The 23,255-nt window shown below is 32.6% G+C and carries 22 protein-coding genes; 16 read left to right on the plus strand and 6 right to left on the minus strand.

All coding sequences use genetic code 11. The features are described from left to right. Nucleotides 1-61: 61 nt before the first annotated feature. The 3 genes from Anndu_RS14080 (at nt 62) to Anndu_RS14090 (ending at nt 2,222) form a co-directional block, all read left to right on the plus strand. Entirely contained in the window at nt 62-688 is a 627-nt protein-coding gene (locus Anndu_RS14080) for an MBL fold metallo-hydrolase (RefSeq protein WP_464101808.1), read from the plus strand. 115 nt (nt 689-803) lie between these two features. After that, nucleotides 804-1,304 (plus strand): hypothetical protein, encoded by a 501-nt coding sequence (locus Anndu_RS14085; RefSeq protein ID WP_464101809.1) that lies wholly within the window; start codon nt 804-806, stop codon nt 1,302-1,304. Nucleotides 1,305-1,424: 120 nt separating this feature from the next. Then, nucleotides 1,425-2,222: a tetratricopeptide repeat protein gene (locus Anndu_RS14090; RefSeq protein WP_464101810.1), complete on the plus strand. Its 798-nt coding sequence runs from the start codon at nt 1,425-1,427 to the stop codon at nt 2,220-2,222. A gap of 127 nt (nt 2,223-2,349) precedes the next feature. On the opposite strand, the gene psb34 is transcribed toward Anndu_RS14090, so the two are convergent. Beyond that, entirely contained in the window at nt 2,350-2,517 is a 168-nt protein-coding gene (gene psb34 / locus Anndu_RS14095) for a photosystem II assembly protein Psb34 (protein ID WP_464101811.1), read from the minus strand. 277 nt (nt 2,518-2,794) lie between these two features. Between psb34 and Anndu_RS14100 the strand changes: the two genes are divergently transcribed. Then, nucleotides 2,795-3,133: a YkgJ family cysteine cluster protein gene (locus tag Anndu_RS14100; RefSeq protein ID WP_464101812.1), complete on the plus strand. Its 339-nt coding sequence runs from the start codon at nt 2,795-2,797 to the stop codon at nt 3,131-3,133. Between the two features lie 42 nt (nt 3,134-3,175). Here Anndu_RS14100 and Anndu_RS14105 read toward each other — a convergent pair whose 3' ends face one another. After that, nucleotides 3,176-5,164, minus strand: a complete 1,989-nt coding sequence (locus Anndu_RS14105; protein ID WP_464101813.1) for a protein kinase domain-containing protein — start codon at nt 5,162-5,164, stop codon at nt 3,176-3,178. Nucleotides 5,165-5,523: 359 nt separating this feature from the next. On the opposite strand from Anndu_RS14105, the gene Anndu_RS14110 reads away from it, so the two are divergent. Beyond that, on the plus strand, nt 5,524-6,000 hold the full coding sequence (locus tag Anndu_RS14110) for a GNAT family N-acetyltransferase (protein ID WP_464101814.1): 477 nt from the start codon (nt 5,524-5,526) through the stop codon (nt 5,998-6,000). Between the two features lie 168 nt (nt 6,001-6,168). Here the strand turns inward: Anndu_RS14110 and Anndu_RS14115 are convergent, their stop codons facing one another. Further along, the gene (locus Anndu_RS14115; RefSeq protein WP_464101815.1) at nt 6,169-6,771 is read right to left on the minus strand and encodes an L-threonylcarbamoyladenylate synthase; all 603 of its coding nucleotides are present in this window, start codon (nt 6,769-6,771) and stop codon (nt 6,169-6,171) included. A gap of 118 nt (nt 6,772-6,889) precedes the next feature. Here Anndu_RS14115 and Anndu_RS14120 point away from each other — a divergent pair, with 118 nt between their 5' ends. The 3 genes from Anndu_RS14120 (at nt 6,890) to trxB (ending at nt 8,989) form a co-directional block, all read left to right on the plus strand. Next, nucleotides 6,890-7,123: a hypothetical protein gene (locus Anndu_RS14120; RefSeq protein WP_464101816.1), complete on the plus strand. Its 234-nt coding sequence runs from the start codon at nt 6,890-6,892 to the stop codon at nt 7,121-7,123. Further along, entirely contained in the window at nt 7,114-7,422 is a 309-nt protein-coding gene (locus tag Anndu_RS14125; RefSeq protein WP_464101817.1) for a type II toxin-antitoxin system VapC family toxin, read from the plus strand. Before Anndu_RS14120 ends, Anndu_RS14125 begins: the two co-directional genes overlap by 10 nt. Nucleotides 7,423-7,624: 202 nt before the next feature. Next, a complete protein-coding gene (gene trxB, locus Anndu_RS14130) occupies nt 7,625-8,989 on the plus strand; it encodes a thioredoxin-disulfide reductase (protein WP_464101818.1) in 1,365 nt (454 codons plus the stop codon). A gap of 61 nt (nt 8,990-9,050) precedes the next feature. On the opposite strand, the gene Anndu_RS14135 is transcribed toward trxB, so the two are convergent. Beyond that, nucleotides 9,051-9,572, minus strand: coding sequence for a type IV pilin-like G/H family protein (locus Anndu_RS14135; RefSeq protein WP_464101819.1), 522 nt, complete (start codon nt 9,570-9,572; stop codon nt 9,051-9,053). 247 nt (nt 9,573-9,819) lie between these two features. Here Anndu_RS14135 and Anndu_RS14140 point away from each other — a divergent pair, with 247 nt between their 5' ends. The 4 genes from Anndu_RS14140 to Anndu_RS14155 all read left to right on the plus strand — a co-directional run bounded on the left by Anndu_RS14140 (nt 9,820) and on the right by Anndu_RS14155 (nt 14,210). Then, the gene (locus Anndu_RS14140; protein WP_464101820.1) at nt 9,820-10,692 is read left to right on the plus strand and encodes a shikimate dehydrogenase; all 873 of its coding nucleotides are present in this window, start codon (nt 9,820-9,822) and stop codon (nt 10,690-10,692) included. 81 nt (nt 10,693-10,773) lie between these two features. Continuing rightward, entirely contained in the window at nt 10,774-12,522 is a 1,749-nt protein-coding gene (locus Anndu_RS14145; RefSeq protein WP_464101821.1) for an ABC transporter ATP-binding protein, read from the plus strand. 86 nt (nt 12,523-12,608) lie between these two features. Next, nucleotides 12,609-13,397, plus strand: coding sequence for a putative hydro-lyase (locus tag Anndu_RS14150; RefSeq protein ID WP_464101822.1), 789 nt, complete (start codon nt 12,609-12,611; stop codon nt 13,395-13,397). A gap of 387 nt (nt 13,398-13,784) precedes the next feature. After that, nucleotides 13,785-14,210, plus strand: coding sequence for a hypothetical protein (locus Anndu_RS14155; protein WP_464101823.1), 426 nt, complete (start codon nt 13,785-13,787; stop codon nt 14,208-14,210). A 281-nt stretch (nt 14,211-14,491) separates the two neighbouring features. On the opposite strand, the gene Anndu_RS14160 is transcribed toward Anndu_RS14155, so the two are convergent. Further along, nucleotides 14,492-15,712, minus strand: a complete 1,221-nt coding sequence (locus Anndu_RS14160) for a glycosyltransferase (RefSeq protein ID WP_464101824.1) — start codon at nt 15,710-15,712, stop codon at nt 14,492-14,494. A 183-nt stretch (nt 15,713-15,895) separates the two neighbouring features. Here Anndu_RS14160 and Anndu_RS14165 point away from each other — a divergent pair, with 183 nt between their 5' ends. Both Anndu_RS14165 and smpB read left to right on the plus strand, forming a co-directional pair. After that, complete coding sequence (locus Anndu_RS14165; protein WP_464101825.1) at nt 15,896-16,660, plus strand: YebC/PmpR family DNA-binding transcriptional regulator; 765 nt, start codon at nt 15,896-15,898, stop codon at nt 16,658-16,660. A 246-nt stretch (nt 16,661-16,906) separates the two neighbouring features. Continuing rightward, complete coding sequence (gene smpB, locus Anndu_RS14170) at nt 16,907-17,374, plus strand: SsrA-binding protein SmpB (RefSeq protein WP_464101826.1); 468 nt, start codon at nt 16,907-16,909, stop codon at nt 17,372-17,374. Between the two features lie 50 nt (nt 17,375-17,424). Here the strand turns inward: smpB and Anndu_RS14175 are convergent, their stop codons facing one another. Then, the gene (locus Anndu_RS14175; RefSeq protein ID WP_464101827.1) at nt 17,425-18,795 is read right to left on the minus strand and encodes an IctB family putative bicarbonate transporter; all 1,371 of its coding nucleotides are present in this window, start codon (nt 18,793-18,795) and stop codon (nt 17,425-17,427) included. Between the two features lie 364 nt (nt 18,796-19,159). Between Anndu_RS14175 and Anndu_RS14180 the strand changes: the two genes are divergently transcribed. Beyond that, the gene (locus Anndu_RS14180) at nt 19,160-20,956 is read left to right on the plus strand and encodes an adenylate/guanylate cyclase domain-containing protein (RefSeq protein WP_464101828.1); all 1,797 of its coding nucleotides are present in this window, start codon (nt 19,160-19,162) and stop codon (nt 20,954-20,956) included. 130 nt (nt 20,957-21,086) lie between these two features. After that, on the plus strand, nt 21,087-23,000 hold the full coding sequence (gene dxs / locus Anndu_RS14185) for a 1-deoxy-D-xylulose-5-phosphate synthase (protein WP_464101829.1): 1,914 nt from the start codon (nt 21,087-21,089) through the stop codon (nt 22,998-23,000). The last annotated feature ends 255 nt before the right edge of the window (nt 23,001-23,255 follow it).

Here is a 23,255-nt window from a genome sequence, read left to right on the forward strand (position 1 = left end):
CAATCAATAATCAACAATAAATAATAATCACAATCATTACCATAATTAATTAAGTACAAAGATGAAAGCCCCACGCTTATTATTACCAGAATTATATGCTTTTTCTCCGAACCGAGAAACATTAGGTGCAACTGCTTATTATTTGCGCAAAGAAACTGGCAATATTTTGATTGATAGTCCCCCTTGGACAGAAGAAACTCAACAATTTTTAGCCGATCAAGGTGGCATCAGGTGGTTTTATCTAACCCATCGAGGTGCTATCTCTAAACACATTAAAGACATCAAAAAAACCTTTAATTGTGACATAATTATACAAGAACAAGAAGCTTATTTATTACCAGAAATTAAAGTCATAAGTTTTGAAAATGAAATTTTCTTAACTGATCAAACTCAAGGTATTTGGACTCCCGGATTTTCGCCCGGATCTTCCTGTCTCTATGATAACGCTCATGGAGGAATTTTGTTTACGGGTAGGCATTTATTACCGGATCAACATGGTCAGATCAAGCCTTTACGCATTTCTAAAACTTTTCATTGGCCACGGCAGTTACAAAGTGTGAAACTTTTAGCCGATCGCTTTAATGAGACTAATCTCCAATATATTTGCCCTGGGTCTAATACGGGTTTTCTCAGGGGTAAGGGTTATGTTGATCACGCCTATGAACAGTTATCAGTGACCAATGATTAATGAGTAACAAAAAGTTACAATTGACAAAATCACCAAAAATTATGATGTTGTGATGATATAATCAGCAATAATATTTTTTTTACAACTCAACATAACAAAAGAGGATTAAAATTAAATGGCAGAAGACCGTAAAGAAGCTTTTTTCCTAGATCCCGATGAAGCGATCAGTTTGGGTAATGTGGAATATATGCGTAAAGCAGTTAAAATTAAGCGCACATTTCCTAAAGCTAAAGGTGGCGGAGAGTTAGTTCAAGAAGTTTCCGCTACGATCGCTAAAGAAGTTGAAGATGCCCCTAAAGCGGCCGCTCCTACTTCCATACAGGTTTCCGCCCCTAAACGTGGTCAGACTATTATTCCCGATCCGGTGGTAATTAGTCAACAAACTACACAAAGTGATAGTTTAGAACAGGCTAAAAGTTTTTCTTCTAGCAGTTTTTCTCCCGCTTTTCCTAAAGTACAATTCACTTCTAAGACTGAACGTCAAAAGAATGATAGTAACTTAACGCCCTATCGGAAAATGGGTTTATCTAATACTGTTAAACAGTCTTCTGAGCGTCAACGTAATGATAGTAATTTAGATAAATTCCGCAAAATGGCTCGTGGAACTATTCGCTAATTATTTTAATAGCGATCTAAGGGTGAACAGGTGTTCACCCCTACCAAAAGTTTGTTTTATAAACTGAGCTAAATTGTTGTTAAAAATAACCAATAACTAATCATAAATAACCAATTTATTGTGTTTCAATCGGCGACAAAAATTCTTATTCAAACTGTTATATTAACAGGTGTTATTTCTTGTCAATTTTTCTTTAATAATCAATCAGTTAAGGCACAAGAAACTACTAATAATAATGCTCCCACTGCGATCACTTTATATAATCAAGGGGTGGATTATTTAACGGCCGGAAATTATCAAGAGGCGATCGCTTCTTTTACGGCTTCACTTCAACTTAATCAGGATCCCGATGCTTATTATAATCGTGGTTATGTTTATCATATTTTAGGGGATTATACTAATGCCATTAATGATTATACATCGGCTTTAAATTTGAATCAAAATTTTGCTTATGCCTACGGTAATCGTTGTTATGCTTATTATATTTTAAAAAGTTATTCACTGGCGATCTCCGATTGTCAAAATGCTGTTAATTTACAACCAAATAATGTTAATTTTCATATTCAATTAGGCAACGCTCAAGACGATTCTGGTAACACTCAACAAGCCATAAATCAATATGATCAAGCGATTAATTTAGCGCCGAATAACGCCCAAGCTTATTATAATAGAGCCTTAGCTTATAACCGTTTAGAACTTCATCAAAAAGCCCTAGAAGATTACACTCAATCTATTAGTTTAAATCAAGAATTTGGGGAAGCTTATTATAATCGAGGTTTAACCTATTATAAACTTAATAACATTGAATCAGCCGTTAATGATTTAAAAAATTCTGCTCAACTTTTTTCTTTACAAGGTTATCAAAATCAATATCAAATGACCATTAATTTAATTCAACAATTAGAACAATTATTATAGTTAATAACGAGTAGTTATTGGTTTAAATTTATTGAAATTTATTCAAAAAATTATGGTAGCCTTGAACTAAAGTTCAAGGCCGTTTAATGTCTCAATGTTTTAACTAATTAAACCACATTGATTAATTTTATGAAATAGTAAAAGTTACCGCAATTAAACCTAAAACAAGTAATAAACCTACTCCAGCAATAACTAGATAATTTGTTTTTTGTTTTTCTTCATCGGTATCAGAAGAATAAACTTTTGGTTCGATCGCAAAATTGTTGAGCAACCCACTTTCTTCCGTATATTTCATATAAAAAATTCCTTGTAATATTGAGGATATATTTTTATTTTATCTTGATTGATTCCACTTGTGCAAGTTTTATGATTGATTATTGCTTATTGATCATAAAACTTAACCATCAATGATTAATTATTAACTATCATTGGCCTATAGCAATCATACATAAATTGTGATAAATTTTGGAATAATAAGCCCTTGCTTACCAACTAAAAAAATATTAAGCAAGAGCTTATCACTAACTTTTTTATTAATAATTAATTCCCTGAAAAAAGCAAATCAAAAAATTATGAAAAAATGGCGTTGTATTGAAAATTGTGGGGCTTGTTGTCATCTTGATCCAAGCGATCGCCCTGAGTTAGAGGATTATTTAACACCCGATCAACTACAACAATATTTAAGTTTAGTAGGAAAAGATGGCTGGTGTATTAATTTTGATCATAATACTCGCAAATGTTTAATTTATGACAATCGCCCTCTTTTTTGTCGAGTAACACCGGAAAACTTTAGCAAAATGTATCAAATTGATCCCGAAGAATTTAATGATTTTGCGATAGAATGTTGCCAAGAACAAATAACAGGAGTTTATGGCAATCAAAGCCCAGAAATGGAAAGATACATCCAATAATTAACAATGAATAATGGATAATTGATAATTACAAATAACACTTTAAATATGAATTTCATTTAAAGAATATCCGGGATTAAAATGATGACTGGGGACATAACTTTTCTGTCTTTGCTCCATAATTTGCTTAATATTATTCATCTTAGTATATTCAATAATTTTTTGTTGAGCAATTACACTTTTTGGGCTATTAATAGGAATTTTTTGTAACAAATTAATAGCAGTTAAAAAATCATGTTTTTGGGCGGCATTAAAAGCATTTTGTAAAAAAAAATAATCTCTTATATTGCGTTTTTCTTCATATTCAACTAACTTATTTTTTACTAATTCACCATAGGAACTTTCTAAAGAAATTTGTTTTAAATAAATTAAAGCTTGACCAAATTCTTGTGCTTGAGCATAATTAATAGCCTGTTGTAATAACTGACGAGATTCTAGATCTAAACTCTCTTTAGCTTTAGTAATTAAAGGATTTAATTTATCTTGCCAAACACCATGAGAAGGCATTTTTTTTGCATCTTGAAGCACCGTTTCCCATTGTTTTTGAGCAAAAGCTAATTCAATTTTTTTCAATAATTGATTAGCTTTTTCTAACTCATTTTCCCATTTTTTAATAATAGCTTGAGACTCTTGATAAGCATTACTATCAGTCGGAATAGATTGGGCAATTGTAATAGCTTCTTGAATATTTCCGCCCTCATAAATCGCCTGTGCTTTTAACAATTTATTCCCACTAAAATCTAAACCAATAATATTTAAAATACTACCTAAACCAAAATAAATAACAGTGGCATAAATTAATAAACCTGTTAAACCGATACCTCCGATAATAGTTAACCACTTTTGATCAATTTTTAACCCATTTAATTTAGTTATATTTTCAGAATTTTCATAATATTGTTCATTAAACATATCTAATAATTCTTGAGTAGAAGGTGCATTTTGTGTAGATAAATTATCTGATTCTTCTAACATAAAATATTCGGGTAGTTCTCCAGTAATATCATCAAAATTTAGCTCTAAATCATCATCAAATTCAGATAATTTACTGAAATAATAACTAGGAGAAAAACTTAAACCCGGCCATTGTTCTTCCTTAAAAATAATAACTTGAGCCGTTTTTTTCTCAATTAAATTTTTAACATCTTTTAAAGCTTCTTGAGGATTTTTATATCTATTTTTATAATCATAACAAACCAATTTATTTAAAATTAATAATAAGTCTTCACTGAGATAAAAATCCTGATTGTTACGCGCCGATTTCCACATTTCTAGCCAATTTAATTCTGATTGATTTTCCGATGATTCTAACTGCTCAAAATTAATTCCTGTTAAACCTTGAATCCCGATCATTCCTAAAGTATAAAGATTACTATTGATCTTTACTTTTCCATTAATTTGTTCAGGAGGAAAATAAGAAGAATGACTCACTAAAAAATTACTTTGAAAAGAAAATAATTTTTTTAAAGGATGATCAATCTCACTAATTTTTTGAAGATTAGCAAAATCAATAATACAAAAAATACGATCTTTGTTTCTTTGAATAATATGATTAGGTTTTAAATTTCCATGAATAGCATCTTTACTATTAAGATAAACTAAAATTTCTAAAGTATCCCTTAAAAATTCTAAAACATTTAACTCTAACCAACAATTAGGAGCATTAATAGTTTGAGGTAATAATTTATTAACTAAATCTCCTTGAATTAATTCCTCAATTAAAGATAAACTAAATTCATCTTCAAAATGATCTAATAAATTAGGAATTTGAGGACAATCTTTAAATGATTCTAAACTATTTAATTCAAGTTCAAATAAATGCTTATTTACTTTGAATAAATGAGGTTGTTTACTATTATATTTATACCTTTTTAATAAGCAAATATTATCATGAAGTAAAGAAATATCTTCTGTTAAATAAACCTGTGTTAATTCACTAGATTTAATTACTTGAAGCACTCGATAACGATTAGATAAAATATCTCCAATCTGTGCTGTCTCTATTAAAGCATTGTGGGTGGTAGTGTTCATTATATAATTATTCCAATTAATTCAACCTGATTTTTATTAATTTGTTTTTCTCAAGATTTAAACCTTAATCCGGAATATTATTGTATTTGTTTGATCAGATTGGCACAAGTGAATACTGTTTCAAGCCTACAAAGTTTCATTTCTATGATAACTTTATTAAAATAGTATAAAATAGGTTAGGATAATCATTTTATTCAATTTAATCGAGTAAATGTTTTTTTTGCTACAATAGAATGATTAAATTTTTTATAGGATCAAAGAAATTACTTTTAAATAGTAATTATTAATACTAAAAGTTCAATTTTTGACTAAGAAATTTTCTTAGATTTACCACTTTCAAAATCAGGAGTTTATCTTATATGGATTGTCGTCATATTCAATTTTCCCTTGACACGGAAACAATTGATTTTTATCAATTATTAAACTTATTTAAAATCAGTGCATTTTGGGCGCAAAATCGTACCATTGAACATCTCAAAATAGCCGTAGAAAATAGCAATCCTGTTGTTACAATTTGGGATCATCAAAAATTAATTGGTTTCGCCCGTGCCACTTCAGATCAAATTTATCGGGCTACGATCTGGGATGTGATTGTTCATCCCGATTATCGTGGTTTAGGTTTGGGGAGAAAATTAGTAGAAACAATTTTAACCCATCCGAAAGTTAATCGAGTAGAAAGAGTTTATTTAATGACAAGCCATCAACAAAGTTTTTATAAAAAGATTGGGTTTGAAGAAAATAAAACTACTACCATGATTTTAGAAAATTCCTATCTATCAACTTCAGAAATTTCTAATCATAAATTATCAGATAAAGTCAATACTTTATTGGTATAAAATGATTTTCTGGCTTATTTTGATCCGTTTAGGGAGTATAATTTAAGCTTAAATTTCCTCCCATTTTTCCAATAGATAAAAATTAATCAATAGTTAATTAATTTCAAGTTAATTATCTTAATAATTAACTTAACTAGATTTGCAATTTTAAAGTTTTTAAAGTATCAATTATTCTGATAATTGAACAGTACCTTGACGTAAAATTTGCCACCTTTTTCCCGTCCATTTTGCAACAGTAGAAGGTAAACCACTGCCAATAATTTCTTGATTGAAATTATCACATTTAAGAGTTAAAACTTCAGTAAATTGTTCAGCAATTTGTCTCATTTTTTGTAAGGGAGGTTGACCTGATAAATTAGCGCTAGTGGTGGCAAGGGGAGCGGTTTGATTTAAAATAGTTCTAGCTATTTCTAAATCAGGAATCCTAATGCCAATGGTGCTATAATCAAGGGGATTAATGGCTTTTGGTAATTTTTCAGAAGCAGGTAAGACTAAAGTTAAAGCCCCCGGCCAATAAAGTTCGGCCATTTTTTGCCAAGTTTCTAATTCTTGATCCGTACCTTTAAGATAGGGTAAAAAATCCTCAAAATTAGCCCCCATTAAGATTAAGGGTTTATTCGGTTCTCTTTTTTTGAGTTTAAAAATAGCATCTGAAAATTCAGGTTTAACCGCTAAAGCGGGAACAGTATCAGTGGGAAAACTAACGACTTTACCTTCAAAAATTGCCTTAATTAATTCTTCTTTTGGATACCCTAAATTTTGATTTTTCATAATTATTCTTTATTTTTTGTTAGTTATTGGTTAAGATATATTTAGGAATAATATATTATACCATTTTTAACCTAAAATTTAATTAAAACTAGACTTTATTAAGCGGAGTTAAGAAATTATGTCCTCAACATTACATTTAAAAACTCAAATTTTAGAAGGAAACAAAATCAAAATTGATGATCCCAATTTTAAAGTAGGTGAAATTGTTGAGGTGTTTATTGTTTTACCTCAAGAGAAAAAACCTAATAATATTTTAGAAATAATAGAAACCATAAGAAAAAATCGTTCTTCATTTAGAACAAAAGATGAAATTAATCAGGAACTTGCTCAGGAGCGTAATTCATGGGATTAAATATTGCTGATCATAGTATTATTTATTTAGATACTTGTATTTTTATTTATACCGTAGAATCTGATCCAAATTATTGGTCATTAATACAACCTTTATGGGAAAAATTACAAGATAAAAAGATTAGAATTATTAGCAGTGAATTAACTTTAATGGAAGTTCTTATTTTTCCTATCAAAAATAATGATAATCAATTAGTTAACGATTATAAACTGTTTTTAAATTCATCAGGAATAGAGCTAAAACCTATTAATCAATCTATTTTGATACAATCAGCAAAATTAAGAAGTAAAATCAAATAAAAAACACCTGATGCTATTCATTTTGCAACAGCATTATCCGCTAAATGTCATATTTTTATCACTAATGATTTGGCTTTTCGTAAACTTTCTGATCTATCTATTATTATTCTTGATGATATTATTAATGCTTAATAAAAATACTTTCAATCAGAAATGCTATAATGAAATAATGTTTCAATATTCTTTACTTTGATGAATAATTATGAGTAGTGCTTCCGTTGAAAATGTAGTAATTATTGGTTCAGGGCCGGCCGGTTATACTGCCGCTATTTATGCCGCTAGAGCTAACCTTAAACCCCTTTTATTTGAAGGTTTCCAAGCCGGAGGTATTCCGGGAGGGCAACTAATGACTACCACCGAAGTGGAGAATTTTCCGGGCTTTCCGAATGGGATCACAGGGCCTCAACTGATGGATCAAATGAAGGCTCAAGCCATCCGTTGGGGTACTCAAACCTATGGTGAAGATGTGGTTAAAGTTGATTTTTCTGAGCGTCCCTTTACTATTGCATCCTCTGAAAGAGAGATTAAAGCTCATAGTGTGATCATTGCCACAGGAGCAACGGCCAAAAGGCTTTATTTACCTTCAGAAGAACAATATTGGAGTAGTGGCATTTCCGCCTGTGGTATTTGTGACGGTGCTAGTCCCATTTTTAGAGGTCAAGAGGTTGCTGTAGTAGGGGCTGGAGACTCGGCCACCGAAGAAGCAGTTTATTTAACTAAATATGCTTCTGTGGTTCATTTATTGGTGCGTAGGGATGTGATGAGAGCCAGTAAAACCATGCAGGATCGAGTTTTAAATAATCCTAAAATTAAAATTCATTATAATAGTCAACCTGTAGATGTTTTTGGCGAAAATGGCCGGTTAACTGGCATTAAAATTAAAGATACAAAAACAGAGGAAATCAGAGACTTAGCTGTAAAAGGTTTATTTTATGCCATTGGTCACACTCCTAATACTGCTTTATTTCAAGGTCAATTAGAGTTAGACGAGATCGGTTATATTAAGGTAAAGGCGGGAACGGTGGAAACCAATATTGAAGGGGTTTTTGCGGCCGGTGATGTGCAGGATCATGAATATCGTCAAGCGATCACGGCGGCGGGAACTGGCTGTATGGCGGCTCTTTCGGCGGAAAGATATTTATCTCATCATAATTTAATTATTGAATATCATCAACAGGAAACTGAAATGAGTGAGCAAGTGCCAGAAAAATCAGCTAATACTACCCCTAAAAGCTTTAATATCAATGACACTAGCCATGTTGGGGGGTATGCCCTGCGCAAAATTTTCCATGAGGGCGATCGCCTGTTAATGGTGAAATATGTGTCACCTACTTGTGGCCCTTGTCGCACCTTAAAACCTATTTTAGAGAAGGTGGTAGCCGAATATGAGGGTAAAATTCATTTTGTGGAAATAGATATTGATGCCGAGCCGGAGATCGCCGATATGGGGCAAGTGGTAGGCACTCCTACGGTACAAATTTTTAAAAACCAAGAAATGGTTAAAGAATTTCGAGGAATTAAACAAAAAAGCGAATATAAAGTAATTATTGAACAATATTTATCATAGAATTTAATTATCAATTCTGACTAATAATTTAACCCCCTGATCTTAATCATAGATCGGGGTTTTATCTTGTCATCAAAGCAAAATTTTCAGGGCATTGAGCCGGATCAATAACATTAATAGGATCGCTATCGTTTAACATCGCTTCACAAATAAAAGTTGAGGCTTGACTATTCAATTCTCCAGCGATGGGAGGCTCGGCATAAGCTGTACAAATATATGATTTTAAAACATCTTCTTTTGCTCTTGCCATATTCATGGCATGATTGGGACTATCCATAATAATTGAATAAAGATAATTTTGAGTTTCTTCTTTTATTCCAATATTTAATGCTCCAATGGTAGCGGAAAAATAACCATTTTCCATATAATGAATTTGTTGATTTTTACACATTGTAGAAACAGTGGTTTTTGCTTCTGTTTGTCGGGCTTTAGTTCCTTGACTTAACATTGTTGGAATAGCGATCGCTGATAAAGCAGTAATAATAACCGTTATCACAATTAATTCAACTAAAGTAAATCCTTGTTCAATCTGATTAGAATTAACTTTATGATGAAAATGAATTAATCTAAAATTAAATTTCATAGTATTAAGGAGGTCAAATAACTAAGTTAAATTGTTTTATATGCCATTAGTAAAGCAAAAATTACAATGAAATGTACTTGATTTTTTTAATTGTGTCTGATTTGAATAATAATATAAATTATTATACTAATAAATGTCATTTTTGTTAGAAATATTAATAATTTATTAATACGGTGTTTAATTAAGCTTAAAACCTAATCAGAAAAAGGTTATAATAATCCAAAATTAAAAAAATAAAAAACAGTTTATGATTAAAGGTACAACCAAATTATTAGGGGTGATCGGCTATCCCGTTGAACATTCTTTATCCCCAGTGATGCACAATGCGGCTATTTCCGCTTTGCAAGTTGATTATATTTATCTTCCTTTTCCCATTCAACCAGAAAATTTAACCACTGCGATCGCCGGATTTTCGGCCATCGGCGTGAAAGGCTTTAGTATCACCATTCCCCACAAACAAACGATCATCCCCCTACTTGCACAGATCACAGAAGAAGCCAAAATGATCGGCGCAGTTAATACGGTTTGGGCTGTAGACAACGGCTGGAAAGGCACAAATACCGACTATTTAGGCTTTATCGCACCTTTAGAAGCATTAAATTTAGATTGGGGGAAGATTACCCCTGTAATTTTAGGTCATGGTGGCGCGGCACGGGCGGCGATCGTGGGCTGTTATAAATTAGGATGTCGGGAAATTCACGTTTTTGGACGCAATCAAGACAAGTTAGACCATTTTCTTCAAAGTTGGGCTAATACACCCCTTCAAGACGCAATTAAAGTTCATTCCTACAACAATTTAGGGGGGTTGGTATCCCAATCAAAATTAATTGTGAATACTACGCCCGTTGGAATGTATCCAAATATTAATGATTGCCCGATCGAAGATCAAATCATACAAAAAATTCAACCAAAAACGATCGTTTATGATTTAATTTATACACCTAAACCTACTCTATTTTTACAAAAAGCACAAGCACAGGGAGCAATTATAATTGATGGAGTAGAAATGTTAGTACAACAGGGAGCAAAAGCTTTAGAAATTTGGTTAAATCAAGAAGTTCCTGTTAAAATTATGAGAGAAACATTATTAGATTTTTTGGAAAAATCAAGTAATAAATAATAAGGGAAAAATCTGTAGAAATTTTGCAAAAAATATCTCTACAAAAATTAATATATATCTAAAAACAATTATTAAAATAAAATGATAAATTCAAGACTAAAACAATTAATAAATTATTTAATTCCCCATTGGCAACCATTATTAATTGGTGTAATTGCTCTGTTAGTAGTTAATGCTTTAGGTGCTTATATTCCAGTTTTAATTAAAGATAGTATTAATGATTTAAAAAATGGTTTTACTATCGATCAATTGTGGCATTATGTAATTATAATTATCGGACTAGCCTCATTTATGTGGTTTATTCGCATGATTTCCAGAATGACAATTTTTGGCATAGGAAGACAAGTAGAATTTGATTTAAAACAGAAAATTTTTCAACATTTATTAAAGCTTGAACCTTCTTATTTTGCTATTAATACTTCTGGTGATTTAATGAATAGAGCTACCAGTGATGTTGATAATATTAGACGTTTATTGGGCTTTGCAGTTTTAAGTTTAATTAATACAATTTTTGCCTATATTTTAACTTTACCTGTGATGTTAGCCATTAATGTTAAACTATCCTTATTTGCAATTTCAGTTTATCCTTTAATGTTATTTACGGTGCAATTGTTTAGCGATAAATTGAGAATTTATCAACAACAAGTACAAGAAAGATTATCGGAAGTAAGTGAATTAATTCAAGAAGATATGAGTGGCATGGCTTTAATTAAAATTTATGCTCAAGAAGATAATGAAAGAAAAGCTTTTTCCAAAAAAAATCGAAGTTTATTAAGAGCAAATCTGAGATTAGCTAGAACTAGAAATATTTTATTTCCCCTGATAGAAAGCTTATCCTATCTAAGTTTATTCGTATTATTATTATTAGGAACAAAAGCCATTTTGAATAATGAAATTACGGTAGGCGATTTTATTGCATTAATATTATTAGTAGAAAGATTAGTCTTTCCTACTGCTCTTTTAGGCTTCACTATTACCACCTATCAAAGAGGAGAAGTTAGCCTCGATCGTATTGAAACAATTTTTGAGGCTCAACCCCAGATTAAAAATGAACCTAATGCCCTATCTTTGCCCCTTGAAAATGTTAAGGGAGAACTGGAGGTTAAAAATCTTATTTATTCCTATCCAAGTAGTAATAAACCCGCTTTAAATGGGGTTAATTTTCATATTAAAACAGGGGAGACAGTGGCGATCGTAGGCCCGATCGGATCGGGAAAATCTACCCTTGCCAATGCCATTCCTCGACTCTTAAATATTGACTCAAATCAAATATTTTTAGATGGTTTAGACTTAACCAAAATTAAATTAGAAGACTTAAGAAAAGCGATTGCATTTGTACCCCAAGATAGTTTTTTATTCAGTACAACTATTAAAAATAATATTCGTTATGGCGATCCCTTATTGGAACAAGAATTAATTGAAAGATCGGCTAAACAATCACAAATTCATCCAGAAATATTGAACTTTCCCAAACAATATGAAACCTTAGTTGGAGAGAGAGGAATTACCCTTTCTGGAGGCCAAAGACAACGCACTTCATTAGCTAGAGCATTAGTGATAGATTCACCCATATTAATATTAGATGATGCCCTATCAAGTGTTGATAATCAGACGGCTACAGCGATTTTAAAAGAACTTTCTCACGGCACAAAACAGAAAACAGTTTTATTTATTTCCCATCAACTTTCGGCGGCGGCCACTGCTGATCGAATTTTGGTAATGGATCAAGGTAAAATTATTCAATCTGGCACACATCAACAATTATTAAATCAAGGGGGTTTATATTTATCTTTGTGGCAACAACATCAACTAGAAGAAATTTTACAATAGTTTAAATCATAAAAAAGTCAAATTCCGGTCAACTTTTTCTTTTTTTACTGATTGAAATAACCCTAAAGATCAACAAAAATTAATCTATGTCTGCTCTTAAAACCTTAACCCCGACTGAAGTTCGTCACTTATGTCGTAACAATCAATTTACTAAACCTACCCCCGGATATTGCCTCGGCTTTGTTCAAGCAAACTTAGTAATTTTACCTCAAAAATATGCTTATGATTTCCTCTTATTTTGTGTCAAAAATCCCAAACCTTGCCCAATTTTAGACGTAACAGAAATAGGAAATTATGAACCTAAACTTGTTGCAACCGGAGCAGATTTAAGAACAGATTTACCCCGTTATCGTATCTGGAAACATGGTAAATTAATTGAAGAAGTAAACAATATAAAATCAAATTGGCAAGATGATTTTATTTGCTTTTTGTTGGGTTGTTCATTCTCATTTGAAGATGCAATGTTACGGGCAAAGTTACCAGTAAAACATATTCAAGAAAATAAAAATGTCCCTATGTATCGAACTAATATACCGTTACAAACAGCAGGAATTTTTAAAGGTAATTTAGTCGTTTCTATGCGTCCTTTAACCCCAATTCAAGCCATAAAATCAGTAGAAATTACCAGTCGTTTTCCTAAATCTCATGGCACACCCATACACTTTGGAAACCCCGAACAAATAGGAATTACTAATATTAATAATCCTGATTTTGGTGAAGCTGTTACTATTAATCAAGGGGAAATTCCCGTTTTTTGGGCTTGTGGAGTAACGCCCCAACTTGCTATTATTGAAAGTAAACCAGACCTTGCCATTACCCATAGTCCGGGCTATATGTTTATTACTGATCTTAAAGATGAAGAATTAAACATTTAATTTAATAGACTTCTAAAATCAATTTTCATCAAGTTTTGATCAATTCTTATCCTCATTACTTATTAGTTGACTTCAACAAGAAGCCTTAAAATTAAGGGTTAAATCTCAAAATAAAAACAATCTACAAGAAAATCCGTTTCTGTGTCAGTCCTTATGTGGTATTGTTAACTATAGCAATCCATCAGTGGTTGTGATCCCAATAAAGAATAACCAATCACAAAACCTTAACTTTTAAGTTTTGTTAAAAACTGTTACCAAAATTTTAAATTTCCTTGATAAAATGATAAAAATTAAAAATTAATCATTTGATCTGGGAAAAAGTCTCAAATTGTTCTGATTTTAATTAAAAAAAATAAAAAATTCTTACCTTATTAGGAGTTATTGACAATGTTAGGGATTCTTGGAATCTTCGCAAAAAAAGACAATTTTTATGTAGTCGCTGAGGATGATAGCCCATCTTCTACTTCTGTTGTCGAGCAAACAACCGTGACTAAAACCGTAGCTGAGACAACTTCAGCACCTGCACCTGCACCAAAAACATCTGTTAAAACTAGCAAAAAAACAGGTTCAAAAACAGGTTCAGCCCCTACTACCACCGTTGCTTCCAAGCGTTTAGTCGCTCCTGAGCCTTTCTGGGTTAAAGCGATGGAAAATACCAGAAATTATCCCAAACCTAAACAAGAAGGCTCAGAAATGACTTTTTCTACGGATTATTTATTACCTCAACCTAGCAATACCCGTCGTCGCCCCGGCCCTAGTTTAAATACATTTTTAGGCATGGCTCGTCAAATTGGTCGTCGTGGTAGTATTTAATCAACTTTTTCGATTATACAGACAAAAAATTAACAAACCAAGTTTAATCAAAAAACTTGGTTTTTTTGCACTCAACCATAATCAGCCCCAAGTCATACCATTTAGATTTAGTAGCTACATTGTTAAATACCTGAAATCTTTGTAAATAAACTATTCCATTAAACTACGTCTGAAGTTACTTTCTGTAAATGGTATTAAAAGAGGAGGTTGGTTGGTGAGCGAAGTCGAACAATAAACCTAATCAACTAATTGTCAATTATCAATTGTCAATTGATAACTGTTCACTGTTGTGTTGTGCGCCAACTTAACTTTAAATTTAACCAAAAATTCCAAATTGTGACAATGCCAATAGCGATAAAATTAGCAATATATACTCCATATTTTAAATCATTAAAGCCGAGTAAATTTAATTGAATATTTAATAATAAAACATTCAAAATTAATCCTGCTAAACAAATTAAATTAAATTTGATAAACCTTTTTAAGCGCTTTTTCCATCCCTTTTGAGCCAAAGAAACTTCTGCAAAAGTCCAAGCATCATTCCATAAAAAATTATTGAAAATTGCCACCTCCGCCGCTATAATTTTACTACGAGTTACCTCCCAATTTAGAGTAGTTGGATCACTCAATAAATATAAGATGATCATATCAACAAATACGCCAGAAAAACCCACTAAACCAAATTTTAAAAATTGTTTAATTGGAAATAAAGCTAACCTTAATTTTAATAAATGTTGTAAATATTCCACATATTGTTTCCATGTAACTTTACTTTCTCCGGCATTTCTTTCTTGAAAAACATAGCCCACTTCAGAGATCGAGCCTATTTTGCCCCTTGCCACCACTTCAATTAAAATTTTATAACCCACAGGAGAGAGGGCATAACCAGCGATCGCCTCCCTACGCACCATAAAATAGCCACTCATGGGATCACTGAGTCGCCCTAACACATGGGGTAATAAAACTAAACCTAAAACTTGCGCCCCCCGTGACAAAAAACGGCGCATTATGCTCCAGTCGCTTACTCCGCCCCCTTCCACATGACGACTAGCCACCGCTAGATCCGCTCCTTGAGTCATTTGTTCTAATAATTTAACTAAAATTTCTGGTGGATGCTGTAAATCAGCATCAATAACTCCCAATACATCTCCTTTTGCTATCTGCCATCCTCTAATAACCGCAGTAGATAATCCTTTTTCCTCTGTTCTGTTTATCACCTTTAACTGAGGATATTCTGCTGTCATTGCTTGGGCTAATTCCCAAGTGCGATCGGGACTATTATCATCTACTACAATTAATTCATAATTATTAGGTAAAACCAAGTTTAATAAATCACTTAAAATAATAATAATTTTTTGAATATTTTTGCCCTCATTGTAGGTAGGAAGCACTAAAGATAATTTTAAAGGAGGATGATCTTGTTCTTCTAAAGCGTTAAAAGTAGAAATTTTTAGTTCTCCGATGGGGGGTGAAAGGGTTGTACTGGAAGCAAATAAAGTCATGAAATAAATTGATTTGGGTTTAATTTTTGCTAATATTAATGAAAATAAACTTGTTTAATTATAGATCAAAAGATCAATTTTTGAATTGATGATCATTTAACTAATAACAAAATATTGTATAATGCACAATTAAAACTTTAGATTATAACTTAAAATATTCAAATTTAAGCGAATTTTTTAACAATGGCAGGGCATTCAAAATGGGCGAATATTAAGCGCCAAAAAGAAAGAGTAGACGCTAAAAAAGGGAAAACTTTTACTCAACTTTCCCGTGCGATCATTGTGGCCGCTCGAAATGGTTTTCCAGATCCGGCGGGGAATTTTCAATTACGCACCGCTATTGAAAAAGCCAAGGCGGCCGGCATTCCTAATGATAATATTGAAAGGGCGATCGCTAAGGGAGCGGGTACTTATAATGATGAGAGCAGTAGGTTAGAGGAAATTCGCTACGAAGGTTATGGGGCAGGAGGTGTAGCCATTTTGATCGAGGCTTTAACCGATAACCGCAACCGCACGGCGGCGGATCTGAGGGTAGCTTTTAGTAAAAATGGGGGAAATTTGGGTGAAACTGGCTGTGTTAGCTGGATGTTTGAACAAAAAGGAGTGATAATATTGGGGGGTCAAATAGATGAAGAAACACTGTTAGAGGCTTCTGTTGAGGGCAATGCACACAGTTATGAAATTAATAATGAAGATGATCAAATTATTACTCAAATTTTTACGGAAGTTGGTAATTTAGAAAGATTAAATCAGGTTTTAAAGGATTTAAAATTACCGATTAAGGAGGTACAATTAACTTGGGTTACTAATAATATTATGGAAATTGATGATGCTGATCAAGCTAAATCTATTTTAAAATTAATGGATATTTTAGATGGTTTAGATGATGTGCAAAATGTTACATCTAATTTTGAAATGTCCGATGAATTAATTAAAATGATCAGTTAAGATTAATTTGCTTAAGATGGTATAAAAATATTTGTCGAGGAAAAAGACTACTGCCAAGGAGCTTATTTGTAAATTATACAATAAATTTTGTGCTAAAGTCTTTAAATTATTTTATCTGCTTAAGTCCCAAAAATGTTATAATAGAAATTCCGTTAAGCAAGTGTGATCAATTAATAATTGTTGAAGCTTGTTGGAAAATTAAAAATATTTTATTACTTATAAATTAAAGGTTGGTAAATTAATAAAATGGGTGAGCAAAAAACAGGTATTAAATTAATTAGTAAAAACCGTCAAGCTTTCTTTCTATATGAGATTTTAGAGACTTACGAAGCGGGAATTTCTTTGTTAGGCACGGAAGTTAAATCTATCCGTGCGGGAAAGGTAAATTTAAAAGATGGTTATATTTTTATCCGCAATCATGAGGCTTTATTAACTAATGTTCATATTTCCCCTTATCAGGCTAGTGGTAATTATTTTAATCATGATCCTTTACGCACTCGTAAACTTTTATTACATAAAAAAGAAATTACAAAATTAATTGGTAAAACCCAAGAAAAAGGTTTAACTTTAGTGCCAATTAAAATGTATTTTAAAGGTAGCAAAATTAAAATTGAAATTGGTTTAGGGCGTGGTAAAAAACTTCATGATAAGAGAGAAACTGTTAAACGGCGTGATGATCAAAGGGATATTTCACGCGCCATGAAACAGTATTAGTTATTGCTTATTTGTTAGTAGTTATTTGTTAACTGATAACCCTTAACTGATCACTGATCATTGTTTACTGTTTCATAATAACTGGCGATCAAGGCGATCAACATCCACCATAAAGTGTTAACTTGGGGGCGAAACCAAACGGTATCAGCAAAACCATGAGTTAATAAACCTGCACAACCTGCGATCGCCCCTACTAACCAAAAAGCTTGTAAATTTTGACTTAATTTTAAATTTTTGATGTGAATAATTGCCTGATTTAAAGTTACAATTAATAGCCAAATAAAAGAGCTAAAACCAAGAAATCCCATCTCTAAAATAGTTTCTAAATAAATAGAATAGGCACTTAAAGCAGTAAAATCAGTTTTCATATAAATGGGATAAATTTGATTAAAAGAATCATGGCCTATTCCGATGCCCGTAATAGGATAATCTTTAATCATTTTAATCACTGCTTCCCAAACATTAATTCTAAAATTATTACTACTATCTTCTCTACCCACAAAAATACTTAATAAACGTATCCTTAAAGATTCTACTCTTAAAAGAGCAATGATAAATAAAATTGAGATAATTCCTGTTACTAAAGGAATCAAAGAAGCTCTCCAAAATGGAGACAATTTATCCTGATACCAATAATAACAAAAACTAAAAAAGATCGTTAATAAAACTGCACTGGCTAACCAACCTCCACGACTATCGGTAAAGAATAAACAGGAGATATTTACTATAAATATAGTAAGGGCTAAAGCTTTAGGTAGCAAGTTTTTCCAGATGATCATAGCACCTAAACTTAGAGCAATTGCGGGTAATAAATAAGATGCTAATAAATTGGGGTTTCCTAAATAACTATAAACCCTTGTATCCCCTGCTAAAAGTGAGGTTGGATCGTTCCATGTTGCTAACTGTTCAACTCCAAAATATTCCTGTCTAATACCATAACTTCCCACCAGTAAAGATACTAATAAAAAGATAGTTATAACCCAGTTTTTAACCTGATTAGATCGAAAAATTTTAGCACAAATTGCAAACATTAAACAATATAAAGTTAATTCAACTAAGCCATTAAGTGAGGCTCTTTTAACAGGGGAAAAAATGGTAGCAATAACAGCACAAAACCAATATAAAAATACCAATAAATGAATAGGAGTTCCCCCAAAAGTAGCTTTTTCAGAAATTAATAATAAAGCCCAAAAAGCCCCGGCCATTAAAAGTAAAACTCCGATTAAACTGGTAGAAACAAAGGGGCTTAATATTAAAATAAGACTAATAATAATTCCGCCGATCGCTTCGCTCCATTGTAATAACCAACTTTGATTTTTCCAATCATTTAAAAAGCTAACTATTCGATATAAAAAACTACCTTTTCCCCATTGGGTAAAAGGAATATTCGTTAAAGTAAATGCTTGTAATACATTCATCATAATTTTTGTTATTTTTTATTTGTTATTCGTAACTATTGCATTTACAAATGAGATTTAAAAATTAAAATCTCTTAAAGGGTAACAAGCAAGATACTTGCACCACAGTTATAACTAGCAAAATTGACAAAAACATTATAAGTTAAAAGTGGATAATTTTAAAAAATATTATCAACTATTCCCTGATAATTGTCAACTGTTGAAACCCTATTTTGTTATAATCAATTATGAGATTGACTTTCGTGCTAATGTCTATTATTCAAACTTAATTTTACTGATTATTGATTATTTTCTTAATTTAATATTTGATTATTTTAACTTATTTTTTATTATTTTGATCTACCACTTATTACTTATTAATTAAACTATGAATCCAAATATTGATAATTTTTTTAATCTATCTAATGATCTTTTATCCATCCGTAATCAAGCAGGTTATTTTGTTAAATTAAATCAGATTTGGAGTGATATTTTAGGCTGGAATATTGAAGAATTGCAATCTCGTTCATGGTTAGATTTTGTCCATCCTGATGATTTAGCTGTGACTCAAAATATTGATATTCAATGTCAGCAAATTAGTCAAAATGAAGTATTAACAATTACCCATCGTTTTTTAGCAAAAAATCATACTTATCGTTGGTTATCATGGCGTTTTTCTCCTTATGAAAATGGCTTTAGTTATGGGATAACTAAAGATATTACTAACAATAATTGGTGCAGTAGTACGGTTTATCAAAATGAAATTCAACAGGCTTTAAACTTACGAGATAAAGCTATCGAAGCGAGTTGTGTTGGCATTGTGATCGCTGATGCTTTATTACCTGATATGCCGTTAATTTATGTTAATTCTGCCTTTGAAAAAATGACAGGTTATTCAGCAATTGAAGTATTAGGAAAAAATTGTCGTTTTCTACAGGGAAAAAAAACCAATCAGCCCCAATTAAATCAATTACGCCAAGCAATTAAACAGGGTAAGAATTGCATAGTTACCCTCTTAAATTACCGTAAAAATGGGTCACAGTTTTGGAATGAATTGACAATTTCACCTATCTATAATCAAGCAAATCAATTAACCCACTTTGTAGGCATTCAAAACGATGTAAGCCATAGAATAGAAACACAACAAGCTTTATTATTAAGAGATAAAGCCATCGAAGCTAGTTGCGTTGGGATTGTAATTGCTGATGTTAATTTACCTGATATGCCCCTAATTTATATTAACTCTGCTTTTGAACGAATTACAGGTTATTCAAAAAATGAAACATTAGGAAAAAATTGTCGTTTTTTACAAGGAAAAAAAACAGATCAAGCATCAATTAATTTATTAAGAAAAGCAGTTAAAGAAGGGAAAAATTGTACCGTTATCCTGTTAAATTATCGCAAAGATCAAACTATATTTTGGAATGAATTAACCATTTCGCCTATTTATAATCAAGAAAATAAATTAACTCATTTTGTAGGTATTCAAAGCGATGTAACCGAGAGAATTAATGCGAATAAAGCCCTAAAATTAGAAAAAACAAAATCAGAAAAATTATTATTAAATATTTTACCTAAACCCATTGTTCAACAATTAAAAAATTTTCATAATGCCCTAGCTCAACAATTCGATTGTGCCACCATTTTATTCGCTGATATTGTTGGTTTTACTCCCCTAGCTTCCCAAATGAAACCTTTAGAATTAATTGATTTATTAAACGAGATTTTTTCAACTTTTGATCGTTTAGCGGATAAACATGAAGTAGAAAAAATTAAAACAATTGGTGATGCTTATATGGTGGCCGGAGGTATTCCTTTACCTCAAAAAAATCATCTTCAAGCCATCGCTCAAATGGCTTTAGATATGCAAGAAGCCATTAAATATTTTCAACAAATTAAGGGCAAAAATTTTCAAATTAGAATTGGTATTAATACGGGATCAGTAGTAGCAGGAGTGATCGGCGAAAAAAAATTTAGTTACGATCTTTGGGGAGATGCGGTTAATATTGCCTCAAGAATGGAGTCATCAGGAAAAGCGGGTAAAATTCAAGTTACAGAAACGGTTTATCAATCATTAAAATCAGAATTTATCTTTGAAGAAAGAGGCTTAATTAATGTTAAAGGAAAAGGCGAAATGTTGACCTATTGGTTATTAGAAAAAAAAGCTTTAACAAGGGAAAATTGACAGGGGAAAATTAACAAGGGAAAATTATCCATTATTCATTACTCATCAGTTACTACTCATCACATCACAAAAACGCTAAACTTAACTATATATTAATTTATTTTGATCCTTTCATCTCAAAGATAAAACAATGCACCTTAGTGAATTAACTCATCCTAATCAACTACACGGTTTATCTACTCGTCAACTCGAAGATATTGCCAGACAGATCAGAGAAAAACATTTACAGACGATCGCCGCTACTGGCGGTCATTTAGGGCCGGGCTTAGGGGTGGTAGAATTGACGATCGCCCTTTATCAAACTCTAGATCTCGATCGAGATAAAGTGATCTGGGATGTGGGTCATCAGGCTTACCCTCACAAAATGCTCACAGGACGTTATAATAATTTCCATACTTTAAGACAAAAAGATGGAATAGCCGGATATTTAAAACGCTGTGAAAATAAATTTGATCATTTTGGAGCAGGCCACGCCTCCACCAGTATTTCCGCAGGTTTAGGCATGGCTTTAGCCCGTGATGCCATGGGGGAAAACTTCAAAGTAGTGGCGATCATTGGTGACGGTGCTTTAACGGGCGGTATGGCTTTAGAAGCGATCAACCATGCCGGCCATTTACCCCAAACTAACTTAATGGTGGTTTTAAATGATAATGAAATGTCTATTTCTCCCAATGTCGGCGCAATTTCTCGCTATTTAAACAAAGTTAGACATAGTGATCCCGTACAATTTATTGCAGATAATTTAGAAGAACAATTCAAACATTTACCGTTTGTGGGAGAACAATTAAATGCTGAAATGGAGCGTGTCAAAGAAAGTATGAAACGCCTCGCTGTGTCTAAAGTAGGTGCAGTGATTGAAGAATTAGGCTTTAAATATTTTGGGCCAGTAGATGGACATAACCTTGAAGAATTAATTGATACCTTCAAACAAGCTCACAAAGTACAAGGGCCAGTTTTAGTCCATGTGGCCACCGTCAAAGGTAAAGGTTATGCGATCGCCGAAAAAGATCAAGTTGGTTATCATGCCCAGTCACCCTTTGACTTAAAAACAGGAAAAGCCTATCCCTCTAATAAGCCCACCCCTCCCAGTTATACCAAGGTTTTCGCCGATACCTTAATCAAATTAGCCCAAAATGACCCCAAAATCATCGGTATTACCGCCGCCATGGCCACAGGTACGGGCTTAGATAAATTTCAAAAAGCCCTACCCGATCAATATATTGACGTAGGTATTGCGGAACAACACGCCGTTGGCATGGCCGCAGGGATGGCTTGTGAAGGCTTTACCCCCGTAGTCGCCATTTATTCTACTTTCCTACAAAGGGCTTATGATCAGATTATCCATGATGTTTGTATTCAAAAATTACCCGTTTTCTTCTGTTTAGATCGCGCAGGGATCGTGGGTGCAGATGGGCCTACCCATCAAGGGATGTATGATATTTCCTATCTGCGTTGTATTCCTAACCTTGTGATCATGGCTCCCAAAGATGAGGCCGAAATGCAACGGATGTTAGTCACAGGTATTAACTACAAAGACGGCGCGATCGCCATGCGTTACCCCAGAGGTAACGGCGTAGGAGTACCATTAATGGAAGAAGGTTGGGAAGCTATCACCATCGGCAAAGCAGAAATCCTCAGAAATGGAGATGATATTCTCTTAATTGGCTATGGAACAATGGCACATCCTGCTCTGCAAGTAGCCGAAATCCTCAGTGAACACGGAATTTCAGCCACCGTAGTTAATGCGCGTTTTGTGAAACCATTAGATATTGAACTGATCGCCCCCTTAGCCCAAAGAATCGGTAAAGTAGTCACCATGGAAGAAGGCTCTTTAATGGGCGGTTTCGGTTCGGCCGTAGCGGAAGCCTTATTAGATGCCAATGTGGCCGTACCCATCAAACGCCTTGGAGTGCCTGACGTTTTAGTAGATCATGCCTCTCCCGATCAGTCAAAAGCCACATTAGGCTTAACCAGTTCTCAAATGGCAGAAACAATTTTAAACACCTACTTTTCTAAAACAAAAGAAACAGTAACAATTAACTAAATTAATTCTTATAATCAGGAATTATTTTCACAAGATATAAATATAAGTAGGGGTGAACCGCCGTTCGCTCCTACTGATCTTGTCTGGCAATGCTCAAAGAGTGCCAAGCAAGTGATCTAAGAACAGCATTATGCCCATAGCTAGGCCAGTTTTTTATTTGTATTATCTATGATTTATACTAAATCTATTGAAAAAAGTCAATTTTTTAACCAATTAGTTAACAACTAAAACCCCATCAGCCTTGGTTTTTAAAGC

The sequence above is a fragment of the Annamia dubia NIES-4383 genome (assembly GCF_055394725.1).